Origin of the sequence: Serratia sp. CY82433, from assembly GCF_052166535.1 — a bacterium.
In the GTDB taxonomy this organism is placed as follows: Bacteria; Pseudomonadota; Gammaproteobacteria; order Enterobacterales; family Enterobacteriaceae; genus Serratia; species Serratia sarumanii.
Map to the genome: position 1 here is coordinate 1873199 of NZ_JBJNOR010000001.1, position 23448 is coordinate 1896646.

A 23448-nucleotide genomic window follows, 5' to 3' on the forward strand; every position below is an offset into this window, starting at 1 on the left:
TGTTTAAAGATACCACAAAGATAAGTTAACGTTTTGATAACAACACGATTTGATCACAACGATAGGCGGGAACAATCAGCGCAAAGGAAGTCCGAACGCCGCCAAGGGGTTAGGCGGTGCGCCAACGAAAACGCTGCAACGAGGCGGCGCTTTGGCGAGGAAGACCTCGCGGCTTTAGCGGGGGTTAGCTACGCCTTAGCAGCACATCCCGAAGAATATGAAAGTCAGATGCCTGATAGAGAGTGTTCCTGGAGGACGGCGACTTTTCAGGATGATCAACAAGCAAGGTGCGGATTTCCGGGCTAAAAAACCCGGTTTGGCAGGCGCCTCTCCGGGTTTGATTTGATATCGTCAACGATTACTTAATCGGCAGCTTGATGTCCTTGAACATCGCCTCGATCTCTTCGTTGGAACGCAGCGCCACCGCGCTGTCGACCACGTCACGCGTCAGGTGCGGCGCGAAGCGCTGAATGAAGTCGTACATGTAGCTGCGCAGGAAGGTGCTGCGGCGGAAGCCGATTTTAGTGGTGCTGTAGGTGAAGATATCACTTGCATCCACCGTCACCAGATCCGGATCCTGCACCGGATCCACCGCCATGCTGGCGATCACCCCCACCCCCAATCCCAGACGCACATAGGTTTTGATCACGTCGGCGTCGGTGGCGGTAAAGACGATGCGCGGCGTCAGGCCGGCGCGGTTGAAAGCGGTATCCAGCTCCGAGCGGCCGGTAAAGCCGAAGGTGTAAGTGACGATCGGGTAAGCCGCCAGCTCTTCAATGCTGATGCTGCTTTTGCCCGCCAAAGGATGATCGGGCTTCACCACCACCGCGCGGTTCCAGTGGTAGCACGGCAGCATGATGAGATCGTCGTACAGGTGCAGCGCTTCGGTGGCGATGGCGAAATCGGCGGTGCCTTTGGAGACCGCTTCGGCGATCTGCGTCGGCGAGCCCTGGTGCATGTGCAGCGAGACGCGCGGGTAACGCTCGATAAAGCCCTTGATGACGTTGGGCAAGGCGTAGCGAGCCTGGGTATGCGTGGTGGCGACGTACAGCGAGCCTTTGTCCGGGTAAGTATGTTCACCGGCAACGGCTTTGATGGCATCCACCTTGGACAGCACTTCACGCGCGATGCGAATGATTTCCTGGCCGGCCGGGGTGACCTGGGTCAGGTGTTTGCCGCTGCGGGCGAAGATCTGGATGCCCAGCTCATCTTCGAGCATGCGCACCTGCTTACTGATGCCGGGTTGCGAGGTATAGAGCCCTTCTGCCGTCGAGGAGACATTCAGGTTGTGGTTAACCACTTCCACAATGTAACGAAGCTGCTGCAATTTCATATCTTATACCATCCTAGGTTAAACACTGCGGCTTACCCGCAGCCAGGTATATCGGTGTCGCCCCGGTATGCTGAAACTCACAAGCCATAAACACCGTGTTTTACCCTGATGGTGAAGAAAACGCCGTTGTTAATAAGCTTTAATAATAAAAAAACTTTTTATATAACCACTATACCACGTTGCAGCTTCAAGTATAGATCCGCGTCACACTATGATAACGATTATTTTGCATTGGTATCAACGTGAAACGGCGGTGACGGAGGGGTAAAAACAGCAAAGGATAGATCCGTTTCCCCCTTTTCACCAATAAAAAACCAGCCGCCAGGGCTGGTTTTTCATCTTGCGGGCGGGACATTGGCCTTACTTCTTGCCTTCGACCCACTTGCCGTCCACGTAGAACGCGGACCAACCGGTCGCCTTGCCGTCTTTTTCAGAAGAGACGTACTGCTGTTTGGTTTTGCGGCTGAAACGCACCAGCGTTTTATTGCCTTCGGCGTCCGCCACCGGCGCATCGGCCAGATAGCGCAGCTTCTCCGGCAGGCGATCCTTGAAGCGAGCCAGCTCTTCCACCAGCGGCGCGCGGGTCTCGCGCGATTTAGGGAAGGTGTTGGCCGCCAGGAACACGCCGGCAGCGCCGTCACGCAGCACGAAATAGGCGTCGGACTTCTCGCACGGCAGCTCCGGCAACGGCACCGGATCTTCCTTCGGCGGCGCGACGTCGCCGTTACGCAGGATCTTGCGGGTGTTTTTGCAGTTCTCGTTGGTGCAGCCCATGTACTTGCCGAAACGCCCCATTTTCAGGTGCATTTCCGAGCCGCACTTGTCGCACTCCACCACCGGGCCGTCGTAGCCTTTCAGACGGAACTCGCCCTCTTCGATCTCGTAACCGTCGCACGCCGGGTTGTTACCGCAGACGTGCAGCTTGCGCTGGTTGTCGATCAGATAGCTGTCCATCGCCGTACCGCATTTCTTGCAGCGGCGGCGGGCGCGCAGCGCGTTGGTTTCCGCCTCGTCGCCTTCGAGGATGTTGAGCACTTCCGCTTCCGGCACCAGGTTGATGGTGGTTTTGCAGCGCTCCTTCGGCGGCAGCGCGTAGCCGGAACAGCCGAGGAACACGCCGGTGCTGGCAGTACGGATGCCCATCTTGCGGCCGCAGGTCGGGCAGTCGATGCTGGTCATCACCATCTGGTTAGGCCGCATGCCGCCTTCTTCCGGATCCTTCTCCGCCGTTTCCAGCTGTTCGCTGAAGTCGACGAAGAACTCGTCCAGCACCGCTTTCCACTCGGCCTGGTTGTTGGCGACCTCATCGAGACCATCTTCCATGCGCGCGGTGAAGTCATAGTTCATCAGCTCGCGGAAGTTTTCTTCCAGGCGATCGGTGACGATCTCGCCCATTTTCTCGGCATAGAAGCGGCGGCTTTCCACCCGCACATAACCGCGATCCTGAATGGTCGAGATGATGGAGGCGTAGGTGGACGGGCGGCCGATGCCGCGTTTTTCCAGCTCTTTCACCAGCGAGGCTTCGCTGTAGCGCGCCGGCGGCTTGGTGAAGTGCTGGCTTGGGATCAGTTTCTGCAGATCCAGTTCGCTGCCGATTTCGACGTATGGCAGGGTGCGATCTTCATCGCCCTTGCGCAGCGCCGGCATGACCTTGGTCCAGCCATCAAAGCGCAGCGTACGGCCCTTGGCGCGCAGCTGATAATCGCCGGCTTTCACCGTCAGCGTGGTGGAATCGTATTGCGCCGGCGTCATCTGGCAGGCAACGAACTGGCGCCAGATCAGCTGATACAGCTTCTGCGCGTCCGCTTCCATGTCTTTCAACTGTTCGGCGAGCACGTTCACGTCCGAAGGACGGATCGCTTCGTGCGCTTCCTGCGAATTCTCTTTGCTGCTGTACTGATTCGGCGCCTTCGGCAGGTATTTGTCGCCGAAGTTGTCGCCGATGTAGCCACGCACCATGTTGAGCGCATCCTGGCTCAGGTTGGTGGAATCGGTACGCATATAGGTGATGTGGCCGGCTTCATACAGCCGTTGCGCCATCATCATGGTTTTTTTCACGCCGAAGCTCAGGCGAGTACTGGCGGCCTGCTGCAGCGTGGAGGTAATGAAAGGCGCGCCCGGTTTGCTGCTGGTCGGTTTGTCTTCGCGATCGAGCACCGTGTAGCGTGCTTTTTCCAGCAGCTTGACCGCGGCGTGAGTCTGCTCGCGGTTGACCGGTTTGAACGGCTTGTCGTGCGCGTGGGTCACTTCCATCTGCAGCGCGGTTTCACCCTTCGCCAGCAGATCGGCATGCAGCTCCCAGTACTCTTCCGGCACGAAGGCCTTGATGTCGCGCTCGCGCTCAACCACCAGGCGCACCGCCACCGACTGCACGCGGCCGGCGGACAGGCCGCGGGCAATTTTCTTCCACAGCAGCGGCGAGACCATATAGCCCACCACGCGGTCCATAAACCGGCGCGCCTGCTGCGCGTTGACGCGGTCAATGTTCAGCTCGCCCGGCTGTTTGAACGCCTGCTGGATCGCGTTTTTGGTGATTTCGTTAAACACCACGCGGCTAAAGCGTTTGTCATCCCCACCGATCACTTCCCGCAGGTGCCAAGCGATGGCTTCCCCTTCGCGGTCAAGGTCGGTTGCGAGATAAATGTGGTCGGCGTTTTCCGCCAGCGATTTTAACTCGGCGACCACTTTTTCTTTACCCGGCAGGATTTCATAATGCGCTTTCCAGCCGTGGTAAGGGTCGACGCCCATGCGATTTACCAGCGCCGCCTTCTCATCTTTTTTAACTTTTTTCTTGGCTTTGTCTTCGGTTGAGTCAGCGCTCTTTTTGCTGGCTGAGCCACTGGTCGGCAAATCACGGATATGACCGACGCTGGACTTCACCACGTAGTCACTTCCTAAATATTTATTAATAGTTTTGGCTTTTGCCGGGGACTCAACTATTACGAGAGCTTTACCCATATTTACCTTTACCTAATTTATTTCTTCTAAAAAGAAGTCTTTTATCTCGCCGTGCCGCGGCAATTCGTGTCTCTTTTTTTATATTGCGGCAGTCTGGCAAGAGATCAACAGATTTTTTTCTTTTGGTTGCCCAACCGCTCAACCTGAACGCAAGTTGTTGATCCTGCCTGCTATTCACCCATGCCCCAGAAGTATGGCTGTGTGAGTTTTATTCATGGCGTAAACAAAACCTTCCACCCGACGCCGCAAAATCCCACACTGTACCTGATAAAAAGCGTCACGCAACCTAATTAGCACGGAAAGACCGATTTCGCCAACCGGCGGCCGCGCATGGCCATCCAGACGGCAAATAAACCTTAGTCGGTTTGCGGATAAAAGCGAACCGGCGTTAGAATATGCGCAGAGTTTTTAGTTTGGAGTCTAATAAATGCGCACAAATACTGCCCCTATCGGCCGCGAGGCCCTGCTGGCGGAAGCAAATAACATCATCCGCCAACACGAAGATTATCTGCACGGCATGATCGCCACCGACGTTGAACAAAAAAACGGCGTTTTAGTTTTCCGCGGCGAATACTTTTTGGATGCCGACGGATTGCCCACCGCCAAAACCACCGCGGTATTTAATATGTTTAAACATTTGGCCCATCTGCTTTCGGAAAAATACCACCTGGTCGATTGAGAAAAGAAAACGGGGGCGCCCGGCCCCCGCTGATTCACGCTATCGCCGCCGTTACAGCAGCGGCTTTTCCCCACGCTGCCACCAGCGCAACAGCAAGCGATCGACGCTTTCCGCCGCACTGCCGGTAAAGCGATCCATCAGGCGTTTGCGGCGCGAATAGCGCACGGCGATCACTTCGTGGTTATCCAGCTCGGCGATCAGCAAGTCATCGCTGGTGCCGATAGCGTCAATCAGGCCCTTCTCTTTCGCCTGTGAACCGAACCAGTGCTCACCGGTGGCGACGCTGTCGATGTCGAGCGACGGGCGCTGCTCATGCACAAAGCGCTTGAACAGCTCGTGGGTTTCGTTCAGATCTTCACGGAACTTCTCGCGCCCCTGCTCGGTGTTTTCACCGAACAGCGTCAGCGTGCGTTTGAACTGCCCGGCGGTGTGCAGCTCCACGTCGATGTCGTTCTTCTTCAGCAGGCGGTGGAAGTTCGGGATCTGCGCCACCACGCCGATCGAGCCGATGATGGCGAACGGCGCCGCCACGATGCGATCCGCGACGCAGGCCATCATGTAGCCGCCGCTGGCCGCCACTTTATCCACCGCCACCGTCAGGCGAATGCCGCCTTTACGCAGGCGCTCCAGCTGCGAGGCCGCCAGGCCGTAGCCGTGCACCACTCCGCCAGGGCTTTCCAGCCGCAGCAGGACTTCATCCTGCGCCGACGCCACCGCCAACACCGCCGAGATCTCTTCGCGCAGCGAGGTCACCTCGTGCGCGTCCATGCTGCCCTTGAAATCCAGCACATACAGGCACGGCTTGGCCACCTCGACCGCGCCGGACTTGGCGCGCTGCTTTTTCAGCTTGTCGTCGGCCTTGGTCTGTTTCTTGAACTGTTTCAGCCAAACCTTTTGCTCGGCGGCATCCATGCGCGCCAGGCGCATGTCACGCTGCATCTCGCGATACTGTTCACCGAGATCGGTCAGCTGCAGCTCCCCTTTCTGGCGGCTCTTGCGTTGCCCCAGACTGACAGCCAGTATGGCCAACGCGGCGATGGCGAGCACCACCGTGGCAACCTTGGCCAGAAACAGGCCATAAACAGATATAAACTCCACAGATTCCGCCTTTATTTACAGGTTGTTAGTATGATTCTTCCCATTTTAGCCAACCGCAGCGGCTGCTGTCGCGGCTAAATGAAAATTCATTGCGCACGGAGCATCACTATGGGGACGATTTGCGGCCGAACCAAGCCGTCGCCGCCGCGCTTTTGTTACAAAAGAATGCCATTTCAGCCTGCTACGCATTGAAAATGCCGGCGGATTAAGGCATATAACACCCATTATTCATCAATATGATGAGACGCATTCGCTGCGCGGCCCGCAGACGGTCGAGCCTTCGCTCCCGCCCCGGCCGCGCGTTTCACTCTTGCTCCCCGATATCTGCGGGAGAACGGCCACCCAGGCGAGGATTTATCGTGCATTACCAACCCAAGCAAGATCTGCTCGAACAACGTATCATTCTGGTCACCGGCGCCGGCGACGGCATCGGCCGCGAAGCGGCGCTGACCTACGCGCGCTTCGGTGCCCGGCTGGTGCTGCTGGGGCGTACCGAAAGCAAGCTGCTGGCGGTGCAACAAGAGATCGCGGCCCAGGGCAGCGCCCCGGCGTTGGTGGTGACGCTGGACTTGCTGCACGCCACGCCGGAGCAATGCCGGCAGATAGCCGACGATCTGGCGCGCCAGATCCCCCGCCTTGACGGCGTGCTGCACAACGCCGGCCTGCTCGGCGACATCGCGCCGATGGCCGACCTGTCGATGACCATGTGGCAAGAGGTGATGCAGGTTAACGTCAACGCCACCTTTATGCTGACTCAGGCGCTGCTGCCGCTGCTGCTGAAATCCCACGCCGGTTCGCTGGTGTTCACCAGTTCCAGCGTCGGGCGCACCGGCCGCGCAGACTGGGGCGCCTATGCGGTGTCGAAGTTCGCCACCGAGGGCATGATGCAGGTGTTGGCCGACGAGTATAAAAACCGCAATCTGCGGGTGAACTGCATCAATCCGGGCGGCACCCGCACCAAAATGCGCGCATCTGCCTTCCCACACGAAGACAAGAACAAGCTGAAAACCCCGGCCGATATCATGCCGCTGTATCTGTATCTGATGGGCGAAGACAGCCGCCGCAAAACCGGCATGAGCTTCGACGCCCAACCGAACCGTAAACCCGGCGCGGCCGAATAAGGAGCGTTTTCATGGCGGAAGATCGTCATCAACAGCGTCAGCAGCGCCTGAAAGAACAGGTCGATGCGCGTATCGCCGCGGCGCAGGACACGCGCGGCCTGCTGCTGGTGTTTACCGGCAACGGCAAGGGTAAGACCACCGCCGCCTTCGGCACCGTCACCCGGGCGGTCGGCCACGGCATGCGCGCCGGGGTGATCCAGTTCATCAAGGGCGAATGGCCCAATGGCGAAAAGAATCTGCTGCAGCAACACGGCGTTGAATTTCAGGTGATGGCCACCGGCTTCACCTGGGAGACGCAGAACAAAGCCGGCGATACCGCCGCCTGCCAGGCGGTGTGGCAACACGGCAAACGCATGCTGGCCGACAGCAGCCTGGATCTGGTGTTGCTGGACGAAGTGACCTACATGCTGACCTACGGCTATCTGGAACTGGAAGAGCTGAAGGCCGCGTTGCTGGAGCGCCCTGCGCACCAAACGGTGATCCTGACCGGGCGCGGTTGCCATCGCGATCTGCTGGAACTGGCGGATACGGTCACGGAGATGCGGCCGGTGAAGCACGCGTTTGATGCGGGCGTGAAGGCGCAACAGGGGATCGATTGGTAACAAAAGTTCTGGCCCCGAACGGGGCCAGAATGAGAGATTAGCCGCGTTTGCTCGGCTTGCCCGGTTTACCCGGCTTGCTGCCTGGCGCACTGCGGCGGCCGCTGCCGGCCACCTGCGAATGGCGCTTGACCGCGCGGCGGATCTGGTTGGCCTTCACGCGGCGGCGCTCACGCTCCACCGGCATCTTGCTGACCGTTTCCGGCTTCAATTCCACCAGCTCGCGCAGGTAGTTGATCGCCGGCAGATCCAGCTCGGCCCAGCCGCCGCGCGGCAGGCCTTTCGGCAGATCGATGTCGCCATAACGCACGCGGATCAGGCGGCTCACCTGCACGCCCACCGCTTCCCACAGGCGACGCACTTCACGGTTGCGGCCTTCGGTCAGGGTCACATTGTACCACTGGTTGAGGCCTTCACCGCCCTGGAAGCTGATGGTGCGGAAGGCGGCCGGGCCGTCTTCCAACTGCACACCCTTGCTCAGCTGCTTCACTTTCGCATCGTCGACCTGGCCGAACACGCGTACCGCGTACTCGCGCTCCACTTCACGGCTCGGGTGCATCAGACGGTTGGCCAGTTCGCCATCGGTGGTGAACAGCAGCAGACCGGAGGTGTTGACGTCCAGGCGCCCTACCGCCACCCAGCGCGAACCGCGCAGCTTAGGCAGACGATCGAACACCGTCGGGCGGCCTTCAGGATCGCTGCGGGTACACAGCTCGCCTTCCGGTTTGTAGTAGGCCAGCACCCGGCAGACCACGTCTTCAGACTCTTTGATCGACAGGACATGACCGTCCAGGCGAATTTTCATCGCCGGCGTCACTTCAACGCGATCGCCCAGCTTGGCGACCTTGCCGTCGACGCTGACGCGCCCGGCTTCAATCATGGTTTCGATTTCACGACGCGAGCCATGCCCGGCGCGCGCTAAAACTTTCTGTAACTTTTCGCTCATTGAGCAACCTCTAATGTCGCCTTCACAGGCGTCGGGGGGATAACCGCCGCGGCCAACCGCCACAACGGTAACAATACATTTATCAGGATCGAACCGCGCATTATACAGGCTTTCTAAGGTGTTGAAACCCACTTTATCGGCGGCGACCTCCCTCGGGCGGCGTTTACGGCGCCAAAAAATCCTCCACCGCCCACAGCACCGCGTCGGGCCGTTCCAGAATGCCGAGGTGAGTGCGAGCCTCCCCCAAACGCACCACGGAGAAAAACGGCTGCTCGGCGGCAAATGCCTGCTGGCGCCGCAGATAGTCGTCGCGGCGATCCAGCGAGTAGATGTGGCGACACGGCGGCGGCGCGCTCATTCCCGCCAGACGTTGCAGCGGCGAGCCGAATTGCCGGTAGGCCTGTTCGATGGCCACGCCGGCGGCACGCCAGAGCCGGTAATCTTCTTGTGCCATCTCGACCTCCAGATGGCGTTTGACCCGTTCGTGGCGGATGCCGCCCTGCCAGAAGGCGAACAAGGCGTCGCGCGCCGCCAGCCACTGCTGCGGCTGCTGCATGCGGCTCACCGCCGTAAAGAACGCCGGTTCCGGCTGCGTCATGATCCAATCGAGAAACACCATGCCCCGCACCCGCTGCGGCAACGCTTCGGCCAACGCCACCGCCAGCCAGCTGGCGTGCGCCACCGACAGAGTCACCACGTTGTCCAAACGCAGCGCCGTCAGTAGCTGACGCACATCTTCCAGCAAATCGTCCGCCGCGAGCGACATCTCCGCCGTTTTTGACGACAGGCCGTGGCCGCGCCAGTCGATGCTGATCACCCGATAACGTTCTGCCGCCAGGGCGATGAAGGGATCGAACACGGTTTTCGGCTCGCACCAGCCGGGCAGCAGCACCAGTGTGAGCGGCCCTGAGCCGATATCCTGATAATCGAGAGCGATGTTGGCGCTGTGAAATGTGGTCATATAACCTCCTGCGCGTCTCTCCCCGACCCGTTCGGGGGATGCCGACGATGCTAAGGTGACAGCGCCGCGGAGATTGATCTATTGAAGTTCGTGCGGAAAGTATGAGAGCGCACCTTATGAAAAAATGCGCACTAAATGGAATGCAAATTTAATGGCGCACGCAAGGATAGGCGGCGCTTAACGCCAGCATGATCACCGAAGGCGCAGAGTAATGCAACTGCTCGGGATGCTCGTTCAAATAGCGCATCACCGCATCGGCGGCCGTGCCGATACTCATCCCGGCTTCCGGGCAAATATTGCGGTTGCCCTGCATCGAATAAGTATCGAATACGCCGGCGACGTATCCCATAAACATGCCGCCGTTAAGCGCTTCGGCAACGGTGGCCTCACCGTTTTTATTTTTTACGTAACCGCCGGATTCCGCCAGCAAGGAACTGCCCGAATAAAAACCCGCATTTGCCATCGAGGAAAATAATAAGGCCGCTAAAAAAGAAACCCGTTTAATCATTGGTGCGCATCCTGCCCATTATCAATTCTGAAGTAGCAAGAATAGCTGCTTTCACCCGAAATAGCGTCGCTTCAGCCGATTTTCAGACAATGGGCAAGTCGGCGACGGTTTACATCAGCGGAAAGGCGCCGCGTCGCCCGCCCCTTCACGCACCACTTCCGGCGAGGATTCGGTCAGATCGATAACCGTAGTCGGCTGTTGACCGAGGAAACCGCCGTGGATCACCAGATCGACCACCTTGCCCAGGTGATCGCTGATCTCTTCCGGATCCGATTCGGCAAAATCATTGCCCGGCAGCATCAGGGTGGTGGACATCATCGGTTCGTTCAGCGCCTCCAGCAGCGCCAGCGCGATCGGGTTCGACGGCACGCGCAGGCCGATGGTTTTACGCTTTTCATTCATCAGGCGGCGCGGCACTTCCTTGGTCGCTTTCAGAATGAAGGTGTAGTTACCCGGCGTATTGTTTTTGATCAGGCGAAACGCCGTATTATCGACGTGCGCATAGGTCGACAACTCGGACAAATCGCGGCACATCAGGGTAAAGTTGTGGTTGCCGTCCAACTGGCGGATGCGGCAAATGCGCTCCATCGCCGCCTTCTCTTCCAGCATGCAACCCAGCGCATAGCCGGAATCGGTGGGATAAACGATCACCCCGCCCTTGCGCAACACCTCGACCGCCTGGTTAATCAAACGCGGCTGCGGGTTGTCCGGGTGAATATAAAAAAGCTGACTCATGACTTGCTCCTAAAATGATGCCCGCGCGCGTTGCCACGCGCGTAAAATCAGACCGCCTCGCCAGGCTGCGGCCAATCGCGCCACACCGGCTCGACGCCGCCCGGCAGCCACAGTTTGCGGCCCAGTTCGATCCACGAACAAGGCTGATGAAAATCAGAGCCTTGCGAGGCCAACAGGCGGTAGTCCTGGGCGTATTTCGCCAATTGCGAGCGCTCATGCGGCGCCTGCTGACACTGCGCCACTTCCATGGCGTCGCCGCCGTGTTCGGCGAAATGTGCCAGCAAACGTTTCAACCACTTCGCGGTCAGATCGTAACGGCCGGGATGCGCCATCACCGCCTGGCCGCCCGATTGATGAATCGCATCAATGGCTTGTTCTATTGTACACCACTGCGGCGGCACGTAGCCGGTTTTGCCCTTGGCCAGGTATTTCTTGAACACCTGCGCCATGTTGTCCGCCACGCCGATCTCCACCAGGTAACGGGCGAAATGGCCGCGGGTCACCGCGCCGTCGCCCGCCAGCCGCTGGGCGCCGGCATAGGCGTCGGGAATGCGCGCCTTACCCAGACGCACGCCGATCTCCTGCGCACGCCGATTGCGCCGTTCGGTTTGTTCCGCCAACAGCGCCATCAGCGCCGGGTGCGCAACGTCCATGCCCAATCCAACGATATGGATCTCATGATTTTCCCACAGCGTCGAGATTTCCACCCCGTTGACCAGCCGCAGTGGTAACGCCTGCTCCGCAATGGCGGCGGCGGCCTCGGCCAGGCCTGCGGTGGTGTCGTGATCGGTGATCGCCAGCACGCCCACGCGCATCTCGACCGCCCGCTGCACCAGCTGCGTCGGCGTCAGGTAGCCATCGGAGGCGGTTGTGTGGCTGTGGAGGTCGTACAGAGTAAAGGCGGTGGATGGGGGGTTACTGTCTGTCAAAACGGCTATCCGGCAATGGCTTGGTTTTCTATCATACCCGCGATCGGCGGCCGGACGGAAATCTATTCTGCCCCGGCCGCGGACGCCAGGCGGAATGATGAATAGAATTCACGCTGACCGCTAAAACATTGTGCAAAAAGAGGGTTGACTTTGCCCTCTCGAACCAGTTAACTAGTACACAAGTTCACGGCAACGGCCGTGTCGGATGAGCGTTAACAGAGAGAGTCTACAAATGAACAACTACATTTCTCTTCACGGTTGGTGGCGTACCTCCCTCTTGCGGGCGGTGTAATCGCGCATAGCTGTCATCTGACAATGCAGATTTCCTGAGCCCGCACCCGATGCGGGCTTTTTTATGGACAGAATTCACTGGAACCACCGATGATGAACACCAAACCACAACTGACATTGCTGAAGGCGCAAGCCAGCTACCGGGGCGACCCCACCACCATTTTCCACCAGCTGTGCGGTGCCCGTCCGGCCACCCTGCTGCTGGAATCGGCGGAAATCAACAGCAAACAGAATCTGCAGAGCCTGCTGGTGATCGACAGCGCGCTGCGCATTACCGCACTGGGCCACACCGTCAGCGTGCAGGCGCTGAGCGCCAACGGCGCGGCGCTGCTGCCGCTGCTGGACGAAGCGCTGCCGCCCGAGGTGCGCAATCAGGCGCGCCCCAACGGCCGCGAGCTGACCTTCCCGGCGATCGACGCGGTGCAGGACGAAGACGCCCGCCTGCGTTCACTGTCGGTGTTCGACGCGCTGCGCACGCTGCTGACCCTGGTGGACTCCCCGGCGGACGAGCGCGAAGCCGTGATGCTGGGCGGCCTGTTCGCCTACGATTTGGTCGCCGGTTTCGAAGACCTGCCGGCGCTGCGCCAGGATCAGCGCTGCCCGGACTTCTGCTTCTATCTGGCGGAAACCCTGCTGGTGCTGGATCACCAACGAGGCTCGGCCCGTCTGCAGGCCAGCGTCTTCAGTGAGCAGGCGAGTGAAGCGCAGCGTTTGCAGCAACGCCTGGAACAGCTGCAGGCCGAATTGCAACAAACCCCGCAGCCGATCCCGCACCAAACGCTGGAGAACATGCAGCTGAGCTGTAACCAGAGCGACGAAGAGTACGGCGCAGTGGTCAGCGGGCTGCAGGAAGCGATCCGCCAGGGCGAGATTTTCCAGGTGGTGCCGTCGCGCCGCTTCTCCCTGCCGTGCCCGGCGCCGCTGGCAGCCTACCAGACCTTGAAAGACAACAACCCCAGCCCGTACATGTTCTTCATGCAGGATGATGACTTCACCCTGTTCGGCGCTTCGCCGGAGAGCGCGCTGAAATACGACGCGAGCAATCGCCAAATCGAAATCTACCCGATCGCCGGCACCCGCCCGCGCGGCCGGAGTAAGGACGGTTCGCTGGATCTGGATCTCGACAGCCGCATCGAGCTGGAAATGCGCACCGACCACAAAGAGCTGGCCGAGCACCTGATGCTGGTCGATCTGGCGCGCAACGATCTGGCGCGCATCTGCCAGGCCGGCAGCCGCTACGTCGCCGATCTGACCAAGGTGGACCGCTATTCGTTCGTCATGCACCTGGTTTCCCGGGTGGTGGGCACCCTGCGCGCCGATCTCGACGTGCTGCACGCCTACCAGGCTTGCATGAACATGGGCACCCTGAGCGGCGCGCCGAAGGTGCGGGCGATGCAGTTGATCGCCGCCTCCGAAGGCACACGCCGCGGCAGCTACGGCGGCGCGGTAGGCTACTTCACCGCCACCGGCGATCTGGATACCTGCATCGTCATTCGTTCCGCCTACGTTGAAGACGGCATCGCCACCGTGCAGGCCGGCGCCGGCGTGGTGCTGGATTCCGTCCCGCAGGCGGAAGCCGACGAGACCCGCAACAAAGCCCGTGCCGTGCTGCGTGCCATCGCCACTGCGCACCATGCCAAGGAGGTGTTCTGATGGCCGATATTCTGCTGCTCGACAACGTCGATTCCTTTACCTACAACCTGGTCGATCAGCTGCGCGCCAGCGGCCACCAGGTGGTGATTTACCGTAACCAGATCGCCGCCGAGGTGATCATCGAACGCCTGGAGCACATGACCCAGCCGGTGCTGATGCTGTCGCCCGGCCCCGGCACCCCGTCCGAAGCGGGCTGCATGCCGGAACTGCTGCAGCGCCTGCGCGGCCGGCTGCCGATCATCGGCATCTGCCTCGGCCACCAGGCGATCGTCGAAGCCTACGGCGGCCAGGTCGGCCAGGCGGGCGAGATCCTGCACGGCAAGGCCTCGGCGATCGTTCACGATGGCGAAGGTATGTTCGCCGGCATGGCCAACCCGCTGCCGGTAGCGCGCTACCACTCGCTGGTCGGCAGCAATATCCCGGCCGATCTCACCGTCAACGCCCGGTTCGGCGAGATGGTGATGGCGGTGCGCGACGATCATCGCCGCGTGTGCGGCTTCCAGTTCCACCCGGAATCGATTCTGACCACCCACGGCGCGCGCCTGCTTGAGCAGACCCTGGCCTGGGCGCTGGCGAAGTAATATAAGGAACACGACGATGCAACCTATTCTTGAGAAACTGTACCGCGCCGAGTCGATGAGCCAGCAGGAAAGCCAACAGCTGTTCAGCGCCATCGTGCGCGGCGAATTGGAGCCGAGCCAACTGGCGGCGGCGTTGATCAGCATGAAAGTCCGCGGCGAGCGCCCGGAAGAGATCGCCGGCGCCGCCAAAGCGCTGCTGGACGACGCTCAGCCGTTCCCGCGCCCTGACTACCCGTTCGCCGATATCGTCGGCACCGGCGGCGACGGCACCAACAGCATCAATATTTCCACCGCCAGCGCCTTCGTGGCGGCGGCGTGCGGCGCGAAGATCGCCAAACACGGCAACCGCAGCGTCTCCAGCCGCTCCGGCTCTTCGGATCTGCTGGCGGCGTTCGGCATCCGCCTGGATCTGCCGGCGGAAGAAGCGCGCAAGGCGCTGGACGATCTCGGCGTGTGTTTCCTGTTCGCGCCGCAGTACCACACCGGTTTTCGTCACGCCATGCCGGTACGCCAGCAGCTGAAAACCCGCACGCTGTTCAACGTGCTGGGTCCGCTGATCAACCCTGCGCGTCCGCCGCTGGCGCTGATCGGCGTTTACAGCCCGGAACTGGTGCTGCCGATCGCCGAAACCCTGCGCGTGCTGGGTTATCAGCGTGCGGCGGTGGTGCACGGCGGCGGCATGGACGAGGTGGCGATCCACGCCCCGACGCACGTGGCGGAATTGAACAACGGCGAAATCAGCAGCTACCAGCTCACGCCGCAGTCCTTCGGATTGGAAACCTATCCGCTGGAAGCCTTGCTGGGCGGCACGCCGGAAGAAAACCGTGACATTTTGGCGCGGCTGTTACAAGGTAAAGGCGAGCCGGCGCACGCCGCGGCGGTCGCGGCCAACGTCGCGTTGCTTCTGAAGTTATTCGGACATGAAGACCTGCGCCAAAATGCGCGGCAGGCACTGGATATGATCAACAGCGGGCAGGCCTATGAGCGTGTCATCGCACTGGCGGCAAGAGGATAAATGATGCAGGAAACCGTGCTACACAAGATTGTCCGCGACAAAGCGCAATGGATCGCGGCGCGACAACAGCAACAGCCCCTGGCCGGCTTTCAGAACGACATCGTACCGAGCGAACGCAGCTTCTATCACGCGCTGCAGGGCACCCGTACGGCTTTCATTCTCGAATGCAAGAAGGCCTCGCCTTCCAAGGGACTGATTCGCGAGAACTTTGATCCGGTAGAGATCGCCACGGTGTATAAAGATTTCGCCTCGGCGATCTCGGTACTGACCGACGAGAAATACTTCCAGGGCAGCTTCGATTTCCTGCCGCTGGTCAGTAAAACCGTCAGCCAGCCGGTGTTGTGCAAAGACTTTATCATCGATCCGTATCAGATTTACCTGGCGCGCTACTATCAGGCCGACGCCATCCTGCTGATGCTGTCGGTGTTGACCGACGAGCAGTACCGCCAGCTGGCGGCGGTGGCCCACAGCCTGAATATGGGCGTGCTGACCGAAGTGATCAGCGAAGAAGAGCTGCAGCGCGCGATCGCGCTGGAAGCGCGCGTGGTCGGCATCAACAACCGCGATCTGCGCGATCTGAGCATCGATCTGAACCGCACCCGTCAGCTGGCGCCGCGCGTGCCGCACGGCGTGACGGTGATCAGCGAATCGGGCATCAACAACTACGGGCAGATCCGCGAGCTGAGCCATTACGCCAACGGCTTCCTGATCGGCAGCGCGCTGATGTCGGAACCCGATCTGCGCGCCGCCGTGCGCCGCGTGATCCTGGGCGACAACAAAGTGTGCGGCCTGACCCGTCCGCAGGACGCCGCCGCCGCCTATCAGGCCGGCGCCATCTACGGCGGGCTGATTTTCGTCGGCCGCTCGCCGCGCTATGTGGACATCACCCGCGCTCGCGAAGTGATCTCCGGCGCGCCGCTGAAGTACGTCGGCGTGTTCTGCGACGCCCAGGTCGATACCGTGGCGTTGACCGTTGAGCGCCTCGGTCTGCACGCGGTGCAATTGCACGGCGCGGAAGACCAGGCCTATATCAACGCCCTGCGCGCCCGCTTGCCGGCCGATTGCCGCATCTGGAAAGCGCTGAGCGTGAAAGATCGGGTGCCGGCGCGCGATCTGCAGCATGTCGATCGCTATCTGCTCGACAACGGCGCCGGCGGCACCGGCCAACGCTTCGACTGGTCGGTATTGCAAAGTGAAGATCTGACTAACGTGATGCTGGCGGGCGGCCTGCGCGCCGACAACTGCGTCGAGGCGGCCAAGCTCGGCTGCGCCGGGCTGGACTTCAACTCCGGCGTGGAAAGCGAACCGGGCATCAAAGATCCCGCGCGCCTGGCCTCGGTCTTCCAGACCCTGCGCGCCTACTGAATACGGCTCAACATTAATAACGGATAATAACGGGAACTCTCATGACGCTGCTTAACCCCTACTTCGGCGAATTTGGTGGCCAATACGTGCCGCAAATTCTGATGCCGGCTCTGAAACAACTGGAAGAAGCCTTTGTCAGCGCCCAGCGCGATCCGGCATTCCAGGCGGAATTTATCGATCTGCTGAAGAACTACGCGGGCCGCCCGACGGCGCTGACGCTGTGTAAAAACCTCACCGCCGGCAGCAACACCAAGCTGTACCTGAAGCGTGAAGACCTGCTGCACGGCGGCGCGCACAAGACCAACCAGGTGCTGGGCCAGGCGTTGCTGGCCAAGCGCATGGGCAAAACCGAGATCATCGCGGAAACCGGCGCCGGCCAACACGGCGTCGCGTCGGCGCTGGCCTGCGCGCTGCTCGGCCTGAAATGCCGCATCTATATGGGCGCCAAAGACGTCGAGCGCCAGTCGCCTAACGTGTTCCGCATGCGGCTGATGGGCGCGGAAGTGATCCCGGTGCACAGCGGCTCCGCCACCCTGAAAGACGCCTGCAACGAAGCGCTGCGCGACTGGTCCGGCAGCTATGAAACCGCGCACTATATGCTCGGCACCGCCGCCGGCCCGCATCCGTACCCTACCATCGTGCGTGAATTCCAGCGCATGATCGGCGAAGAAACCAAAGCGCAGGTGCTGGAGCGCGAAGGCCGCCTGCCGGATGCGGTCATCGCCTGCGTCGGCGGCGGCTCCAACGCCATCGGCATGTTCGCCGATTTTATCGATGACGCCGACGTTGGGCTGATCGGCGTGGAACCTGCCGGCCTGGGCATCGAAACCGGCCAGCACGGCGCGCCGCTGAAGCACGGCCACGTCGGCATCTACTTCGGCATGAAAGCGCCGATGATGCAGACCGCCGAAGGCCAGATTGAAGAATCCTATTCAATTTCCGCCGGGCTGGACTTCCCGTCCGTCGGGCCGCAGCACGCCTACCTGAACAGCACCGGCCGCGCCGAATACGTGTCGATCACCGACGACGAAGCGCTGGAAGCGTTCAAGGCGCTGTCGCGCCATGAAGGCATCATCCCGGCGCTGGAATCCTCGCACGCCCTGGCGCACGCGCTGAAAATGATCCGTGAAACGCCGCAGAAAGAGCAGATCCTGGTGGTCAACCTGTCCGGCCGCGGCGACAAAGACATATTTACCGTTCACGACATTTTGAAAGCACGGGGAGAAATCTGATGGAACGTTATCAGCAACTGTTCACGCGTCTGGAAAGCAGCAAGGAAGGCGCCTTCGTCCCGTTCGTGACGCTGGGCGATCCTAATCTGGCGCTGTCGCTGCAGATTATCGACACCCTAATCGAAGCCGGCGCGGACGCGCTGGAGCTGGGCATCCCCTTCTCCGATCCGCTGGCGGATGGCCCCACCATCCAGAGCGCGACGCTGCGCGCCTTCGCCGCCGGCGTCACGCCGACCCAGTGCTTCGAGATGCTGGCGGCCATCCGCCAGAAGCACCCGACCATTCCCATCGGCCTGCTGATGTACGCCAACCTGGTGTTCCATAAAGGCATCGATGCGTTTTACCAACGCTGCGCCGAAGTGGGCGTGGACTCGGTACTGGTCGCCGACGTGCCGTTTGAAGAGTCTGCGCCGTTCCGCGCCGCCGCCGCGCGCCACGGCATCGCGCCGATCTTCATCTGCCCGCCGAACGCCGATGACGATCTGCTGCGGGAAATCGCGTCGCACGGCCGCGGCTACACCTATCTGCTGTCGCGTGCCGGCGTCACCGGCACCGAAAGCCGGGCGCAGCTGCCGTTGCATCACCTGGTGAACAAGCTGCGCGAGTACCACGCCGCGCCGCCGCTGCAGGGATTCGGCATCTCCGAACCCGAGCAGGTGAAGGCCGCGCTGCAGGCCGGGGCCGCCGGCGCGATCTCCGGCTCGGCAATCGTCAAAATCATCGAACAGCACCATGCCAACCCGGCGGAGATGCTGACCAAGCTGGCGGCCTTCGTCAGCAATATGAAGCGCGCCACCCGGGCGTGATCCTCTTCAGCGAGCGCCCTGCCGGCGCTCGCTTTAACAGCTTGTTTCCCCTCAAAGTTTGTTCCATTTATTTACAGCAAAAATTTGAACAAACCCAGGTCTTGTCTCACAATGAACGTTGTTCGCTATGCATTTCTTCGTTTGATTTGGGGAATGCGCTCGCTGCGGCGAAAAACCGTAGCGAATTTCAACCATAACATTGCATGGAGAGTAATTTATGAAGCTGTTTAAAACCCTTTCGGCCTTGTGCATGGCAGCCGTTGTGGCGGTCGCGGTGAGCGCTTGCGCGCCGACGGCAAAATCTGAGGGAACGGGCGGTTATATCGATGACACGGTGGTCACCACCAAAGTGAAATCGGCACTGCTGGCGGATAAAAACATCAAGTCACGCGAAATCAGCGTGGAAACCTTTAAAGGGCGCGTACAGCTGAGCGGCTTCGTGACGTCCAGCGATGACGCCAACCGTGCGGTGCAGGTCACACGCGGCGTGGCCGGCGTGAAATCGGTTGAAAACGTAATGCAGATTAAATAATACCGACACAGGGAGGCGCAACGCCTCCCTGCTTGGAGCCTTCATCAGAAGCGGTACCCCGCCCCGAACATGAACACCCACGGATCCAAACGCGTGTCGAAGCTGTGGTGCCCGCCATTCGCATCGTTGAAGCGAGTTTTGGTTTCGATATTCATCCACCACACCGACATGTTCAGCATCCAGTGCTCATCCAGGTTGTAATCCAGGCCGGCCTGCGCCGCCACACCCCAGGAATCTTTCAGATCGAGATTGCTCAACCCGGCGCTTTTGCCGTAGTCGTTGAACTTCTCATCGAAGAAAGTGGTGTAGTTAACGCCGACGCCCAGGTAAGGACGCAGTTTATCCTGCTTATCGCCGAAGTAGTATTGCGCCATCAGCGTAGGCGGCAACTGGTGAACGGTCGCCAGATCGGTGCCGCCCAGCGTCACCTTGTGGCGGAATGGCGTTGCGGCCAACAACTCAACGCCGATGTTGTCCGTCACCATGTAACCGAAGGTCAGACCGAGCTGGGTGTTGTTTTTCGCATCCAGCGAACCCAACCCCAGCACGTTGTCCGAACCCGCATTTGGACGCACCGTCGCGGTGCCCGCGCGGAACAGGAAATCACCGGCCTGATGCGCACTTGCCAACATAGGCGCCATCATCGTCGCCAATACCATCAGAGTTGTCTTTTTCATTATCCATTCCATTTGTGTGGTTAATCACTCGGGAGGGAATATACCTACTTTCGGGTATTTGTGATCCCATCGAGATCACATCTTATGTGTAAAAATTTAAAATCCCACTAAAAACAAGGTTACCTAACCGCCTAATAAATCAAGGATTGATCTGCATCAAAAAATCGATTTTGTTGCAAATTATCTACATGTTCAAATTTCGGTTGCGGAGAAAATTGCGGCTGAGGTAATTTCATTTTCCGTGTTGGTTTTGGTTGGTGCCGTGAGGAGTCGGCGGGCAATCAAGATGAGCGAAATCCTTAATCCCTGTGTCAGCTGCGGCGCATGCTGCGGTTATTTTCGAGTGTCATTCTATTGGGCCGAAGCCGAAGACGGCGGCGGCACCGTCCCTCTTTCCCTGACGGAGCCTTTGACCCCGTTCCTGCGCTGCATGCAGGGGACCAACAGCAAGTCCCCCCGCTGCAACGCGCTGGACGGCGAGATCGGCAAAGCCGTGTCCTGCTCGATCTACCTCAATCGGCCCAGCCCGTGCAGAGAGTTCGATCAGTCCGGTGAAAACGGCCTGCGCAACGAAGCCTGCGATCGCGCCCGGGAACGCTACGGCCTGCCGCCCTTGCCGGTGCCCCTGCCGCTGTCGCTGCCTGAGACGACGATCGTTGAAGAAATAGGCGTAGTGCAATTCGCGGGGTGCCACAGCGGCGTGGAACAGGGTACAATCACCCACTGATTTATCTCTGTTTTCCCGACGCCAAGGAGTCTGCATGTCTATCACGGCCAACGCTTTGTACCGTGACAGTTTTAACTTTTTACGTAACCAACTGGCCAGCATCCTGATGCTGGCGTTGTTGACGGCGTTTATCTCCGTGCTGCTGAATCAGGCCTTCAGCCCCGATGCCGAACAGTTGGCGACGCTCGCTGCCACCACCAGCGATTTCGCTTCGTCTACCGGTATGGGCATTCAGGAAGTGATCCAGCAGATGACGCCGGAACAGCAGATGGTGTTGCTGAAAGTGTCGGCGGCCGCCACCTTCTCCGCGCTGGTCGGCAACGTGCTGCTGGTCGGCGGGATGTTGACGCTGATTCGTCTGGTGTCGCAAGGGCAACGCACCAGCGCCCTGCGCGCGCTCGGCGCCTCGGCGCCCGACTTGCCGCGCCTGCTGCTGCTGCTGTTTATCTGCACCCTGCTGATCCAGCTTGGCCTGACGCTGTTTGTGGTGCCGGGCGTGCTGATGGCTATCGCCTTCGCACTGGCGCCGGTGATCGCCTCGGTCGACAAGAAAGGCGTGTTCGCTTCGCTCAAGCTGAGCAGCAAACTGGCCTTCGCCAATGCGCGCGTGATCGTGCCGGCGATGATGCTGTGGCTGGCGGCCAAACTGCTGGTGCTGTTTTTGGTGAGCCATCTGTCGGTGCTGACGCCGAACGTCGCCAGCGTGGTGTTGACCGCGTTGAGTAACCTGGTGTCTGCCCTGCTGCTGATCTACCTGTTCCGCCTGTATATGCTGCTGCGCGGCTAACGCCGGCGTCAGCGAAAATCAAGGGGCACGCTTCGGCGCGCCCCTTTTTTGTTTACCCCATCACGGCGGCTTCCGCCTGCTCCTTACTCTGAATCAGCTTCAGCGCCAGATACAGATCCGGCACCAAAATCAGCTCTTTGTCGCGCCCTAAGCGGTTGATGCGGAACCAGCGCGTCAGCTCGGTGCGGCGCCCCGCCAGCACCAGTCTAACGTTACGCTGTAACAGATCGCGTTTCAGTTCGTCGATGGCCGCCAACACGCTGATATCGGCATGGGTAAAACTGGCCACCGCGTCCACCACCACCCAACGCGGCTGGAACGGCGTGCCGTCGACCAAATTGAGAATGCGGCGTTTGAAGTACGCCACGTTGAAATAGGTCAGGGGCGAATTGAAACGATACATCATGACGCCGGGCACCGCCTTCACCCCATTGTTGTTGCCCATGGAATGGATCATGCCTTCGTCGTTGACGCCCAGCAGCTGTTCCGTCGGCCGGAAGACGGTGCGCAGAAACTGCATCAACCCCAGCAACACCGCCAGCCCGATGCCGCTGATCACCCCCACCAGCAGCACGCTGAGGAAGGTAAACAGCGCCAGGCGGAACGCCTGCGCGTTGCGACGGCGCAAGATCCAGATGCCGCGGATGTCCAGCAGTGACCAGGCCGCATACATCAGCACTACCCCCAATCCCGCCACCGGAATAAACTGCAGCGGCGACATCAGGAACAGCAAGACGAAGGCGATTACCGCAGCGGCGATGATCGACACCAGCTGGCTCTTGCCGCCGTTGGCGTCATTCACCGCGGTGCGCGAGTCTGCGCCGCTGATGGCGAAACCTTGCGACAGCGCAGAGACGATATTCACCAGCCCCAGCGCGCGAAACTCGGCGTCGGCGTTCACCTCATAACCGTTTTTGGCGGCAAAGCTGCGGGCGGTGAGCATCATGCTGACAAAACTCACCACCGCCAGGTTGAGCGCCGGGATCACCATGTCGCGCAGTAAACCGGGCTGGAAATCCGGCCACTGGACGATCGGCAACACGCCGCTGAAACCGCCCACCGTCACCACGCCATGCTGTTGCAGGCCGCCCGCCCAGGTCACGAACGCCGCCAGCACGATGGCGAACAGCGGTGCCGGCCAGTTAGGCCGCCATTTTTTAAATCCGAGCAGCGTCACCAGCGTCAATAACGACACCGCCATCGTCAGCCAGTCGCTGTGCAGCAGGTTGCCGGGCAGCGCGTAGATGCGCTCGATCAGCTGCGCCGGGCGCACCGTGAACCCCAACACCTTACCGATCTGATCGACCATAATGGTGATCGCCACCCCGTTCAGCAACCCGCTGAGGATCGGCCGCGACAGCAGATCCGCCAGCGCCCCCAGCTTGAACCGGCTGGCCAGCAGGCACCAGCCGCCCATCATGGCGGTCATCATGATGGTCAGTTGCCAATGGCGCTCCATATTGCCCGCCGCCAGCGGCGTCACCACCGCGGCGATCACCGCACAGGTGGCGGCGTCGGGCCCGACGATCAGCTGGCGTGACGATCCGAACAGCGCATAGGCCACCATCGGCAAAATACAGGAATAGAGCCCCACCACCGGGCTGACCCCGGCCAGCTCGGCATAGGCGATGGCCACCGGCAAGGCGACGGCGGCGACGGAAAGGCCGGCGCGAATATCCGGCTTGAGCCAACTGCGTTGATAGCCCAATAAATGCGTCAAACCCGGCGTCAGGGCCTGGAGAGATTTCCACTGCATGCTGTTTTCCGCGGTAAATTATCTGGTTATTATGCTACTTACTATGCGGCCTGCGGCACGCGCTGGCAATGCGCCCGCGCTTTCTCGCGTAAGTTTATGCAAATTCCTGCTTTCGCGGCAGAAATCCGCCGGCCAAACGCCGATAATCGGCAGCGCCCG

General features: G+C 60.3%; 20 protein-coding genes, 1 pseudogene and 1 other annotated feature. Of the genes and pseudogenes, 11 read left to right on the top strand and 10 right to left on the bottom strand.

Annotated features, from left to right (window positions below; all coding sequences use genetic code 11):
* Nucleotides 1-358: 358 nt before the first annotated feature.
* The gene (cysB, locus tag ACJ8PI_RS09070) at nucleotides 359-1333 is read right to left on the bottom strand and encodes an HTH-type transcriptional regulator CysB (RefSeq protein WP_033634747.1); all 975 of its coding nucleotides are present in this window, start codon (nucleotides 1331-1333) and stop codon (nucleotides 359-361) included.
* A 360-nt stretch (nucleotides 1334-1693) separates the two neighbouring features.
* Nucleotides 1694-4291 (bottom strand): type I DNA topoisomerase, encoded by a 2598-nt coding sequence (gene topA / locus ACJ8PI_RS09075; RefSeq protein WP_033647571.1) that lies wholly within the window; start codon nucleotides 4289-4291, stop codon nucleotides 1694-1696.
* Nucleotides 4292-4718: 427 nt separating this feature from the next.
* On the opposite strand from topA, the gene ACJ8PI_RS09080 reads away from it, so the two are divergent.
* On the top strand, nucleotides 4719-4970 hold the full coding sequence (locus tag ACJ8PI_RS09080; RefSeq protein WP_033634749.1) for a YciN family protein: 252 nt from the start codon (nucleotides 4719-4721) through the stop codon (nucleotides 4968-4970).
* A 51-nt stretch (nucleotides 4971-5021) separates the two neighbouring features.
* Here ACJ8PI_RS09080 and sohB read toward each other — a convergent pair whose 3' ends face one another.
* A complete protein-coding gene (gene sohB, locus ACJ8PI_RS09085) occupies nucleotides 5022-6068 on the bottom strand; it encodes a protease SohB (protein ID WP_033634750.1) in 1047 nt (348 codons plus the stop codon).
* Nucleotides 6069-6427: 359 nt separating this feature from the next.
* Here sohB and ACJ8PI_RS09090 point away from each other — a divergent pair, with 359 nt between their 5' ends.
* Both ACJ8PI_RS09090 and cobO read left to right on the top strand, forming a co-directional pair.
* Nucleotides 6428-7189, top strand: a complete 762-nt coding sequence (locus ACJ8PI_RS09090) for a YciK family oxidoreductase (RefSeq protein ID WP_164134177.1) — start codon at nucleotides 6428-6430, stop codon at nucleotides 7187-7189.
* 11 nt (nucleotides 7190-7200) lie between these two features.
* On the top strand, nucleotides 7201-7791 hold the full coding sequence (gene cobO / locus ACJ8PI_RS09095) for a cob(I)yrinic acid a,c-diamide adenosyltransferase (protein ID WP_033647573.1): 591 nt from the start codon (nucleotides 7201-7203) through the stop codon (nucleotides 7789-7791).
* A gap of 37 nt (nucleotides 7792-7828) precedes the next feature.
* Here cobO and rluB read toward each other — a convergent pair whose 3' ends face one another.
* The 5 genes from rluB to rnm all read right to left on the bottom strand — a co-directional run bounded on the left by rluB (nucleotide 7829) and on the right by rnm (nucleotide 11867).
* A complete protein-coding gene (gene rluB / locus ACJ8PI_RS09100; protein WP_033647574.1) occupies nucleotides 7829-8734 on the bottom strand; it encodes a 23S rRNA pseudouridine(2605) synthase RluB in 906 nt (301 codons plus the stop codon).
* Nucleotides 8735-8897: 163 nt separating this feature from the next.
* Nucleotides 8898-9695 carry an alpha/beta fold hydrolase gene (locus ACJ8PI_RS09105; RefSeq protein ID WP_033634754.1) on the bottom strand — a complete coding sequence of 266 codons (798 nt, stop codon included), beginning with the start codon at nucleotides 9693-9695 and terminating at the stop codon, nucleotides 8898-8900.
* Between the two features lie 148 nt (nucleotides 9696-9843).
* Complete coding sequence (locus ACJ8PI_RS09110) at nucleotides 9844-10203, bottom strand: Rap1a/Tai family immunity protein (protein WP_033634755.1); 360 nt, start codon at nucleotides 10201-10203, stop codon at nucleotides 9844-9846.
* 114 nt (nucleotides 10204-10317) lie between these two features.
* Nucleotides 10318-10938 carry an L-threonylcarbamoyladenylate synthase gene (locus ACJ8PI_RS09115; RefSeq protein WP_033643268.1) on the bottom strand — a complete coding sequence of 207 codons (621 nt, stop codon included), beginning with the start codon at nucleotides 10936-10938 and terminating at the stop codon, nucleotides 10318-10320.
* Nucleotides 10939-10985: 47 nt separating this feature from the next.
* Nucleotides 10986-11867, bottom strand: a complete 882-nt coding sequence (gene rnm, locus ACJ8PI_RS09120) for an RNase RNM (protein ID WP_164134176.1) — start codon at nucleotides 11865-11867, stop codon at nucleotides 10986-10988.
* A gap of 253 nt (nucleotides 11868-12120) precedes the next feature.
* Nucleotides 12121-12224 (top strand) — a sequence feature (Trp leader region).
* Between the two features lie 24 nt (nucleotides 12225-12248).
* Between rnm and ACJ8PI_RS09125 the strand changes: the two genes are divergently transcribed.
* The 6 genes and pseudogenes from ACJ8PI_RS09125 to ACJ8PI_RS09150 all read left to right on the top strand — a co-directional run bounded on the left by ACJ8PI_RS09125 (nucleotide 12249) and on the right by ACJ8PI_RS09150 (nucleotide 19342).
* The gene (locus ACJ8PI_RS09125) at nucleotides 12249-13811 is read left to right on the top strand and encodes an anthranilate synthase component 1 (protein ID WP_049195443.1); all 1563 of its coding nucleotides are present in this window, start codon (nucleotides 12249-12251) and stop codon (nucleotides 13809-13811) included.
* Nucleotides 13811-15407: pseudogene (trpD, locus tag ACJ8PI_RS09130) on the top strand (bifunctional anthranilate synthase glutamate amidotransferase component TrpG/anthranilate phosphoribosyltransferase TrpD). Before ACJ8PI_RS09125 ends, trpD begins: the two are co-directional and overlap by 1 nt.
* Nucleotides 15408-15410: 3 nt before the next feature.
* Nucleotides 15411-16772 (top strand): bifunctional indole-3-glycerol-phosphate synthase TrpC/phosphoribosylanthranilate isomerase TrpF, encoded by a 1362-nt coding sequence (gene trpCF, locus ACJ8PI_RS09135; protein ID WP_319861206.1) that lies wholly within the window; start codon nucleotides 15411-15413, stop codon nucleotides 16770-16772.
* Nucleotides 16773-16813: 41 nt separating this feature from the next.
* Entirely contained in the window at nucleotides 16814-18004 is a 1191-nt protein-coding gene (trpB, locus tag ACJ8PI_RS09140) for a tryptophan synthase subunit beta (RefSeq protein ID WP_033634762.1), read from the top strand.
* Entirely contained in the window at nucleotides 18004-18810 is an 807-nt protein-coding gene (trpA, locus tag ACJ8PI_RS09145; protein ID WP_164134175.1) for a tryptophan synthase subunit alpha, read from the top strand. The genes trpB and trpA overlap by 1 nt, the downstream gene beginning before the upstream one ends.
* Nucleotides 18811-19027: 217 nt before the next feature.
* The gene (locus ACJ8PI_RS09150; protein WP_025303053.1) at nucleotides 19028-19342 is read left to right on the top strand and encodes a BON domain-containing protein; all 315 of its coding nucleotides are present in this window, start codon (nucleotides 19028-19030) and stop codon (nucleotides 19340-19342) included.
* Nucleotides 19343-19386: 44 nt separating this feature from the next.
* Here the strand turns inward: ACJ8PI_RS09150 and ompW are convergent, their stop codons facing one another.
* Entirely contained in the window at nucleotides 19387-20019 is a 633-nt protein-coding gene (gene ompW, locus ACJ8PI_RS09155) for an outer membrane protein OmpW (protein ID WP_004932076.1), read from the bottom strand.
* A 286-nt stretch (nucleotides 20020-20305) separates the two neighbouring features.
* Between ompW and ACJ8PI_RS09160 the strand changes: the two genes are divergently transcribed.
* Nucleotides 20306-20746 carry a YkgJ family cysteine cluster protein gene (locus ACJ8PI_RS09160; RefSeq protein WP_033634766.1) on the top strand — a complete coding sequence of 147 codons (441 nt, stop codon included), beginning with the start codon at nucleotides 20306-20308 and terminating at the stop codon, nucleotides 20744-20746.
* A gap of 34 nt (nucleotides 20747-20780) precedes the next feature.
* The gene (locus ACJ8PI_RS09165) at nucleotides 20781-21533 is read left to right on the top strand and encodes a YciC family protein (protein ID WP_033647584.1); all 753 of its coding nucleotides are present in this window, start codon (nucleotides 20781-20783) and stop codon (nucleotides 21531-21533) included.
* 52 nt (nucleotides 21534-21585) lie between these two features.
* Here ACJ8PI_RS09165 and ACJ8PI_RS09170 read toward each other — a convergent pair whose 3' ends face one another.
* Nucleotides 21586-23289: a SulP family inorganic anion transporter gene (locus tag ACJ8PI_RS09170; protein WP_033634768.1), complete on the bottom strand. Its 1704-nt coding sequence runs from the start codon at nucleotides 23287-23289 to the stop codon at nucleotides 21586-21588.
* Nucleotides 23290-23448: the final 159 nt, after the last annotated feature.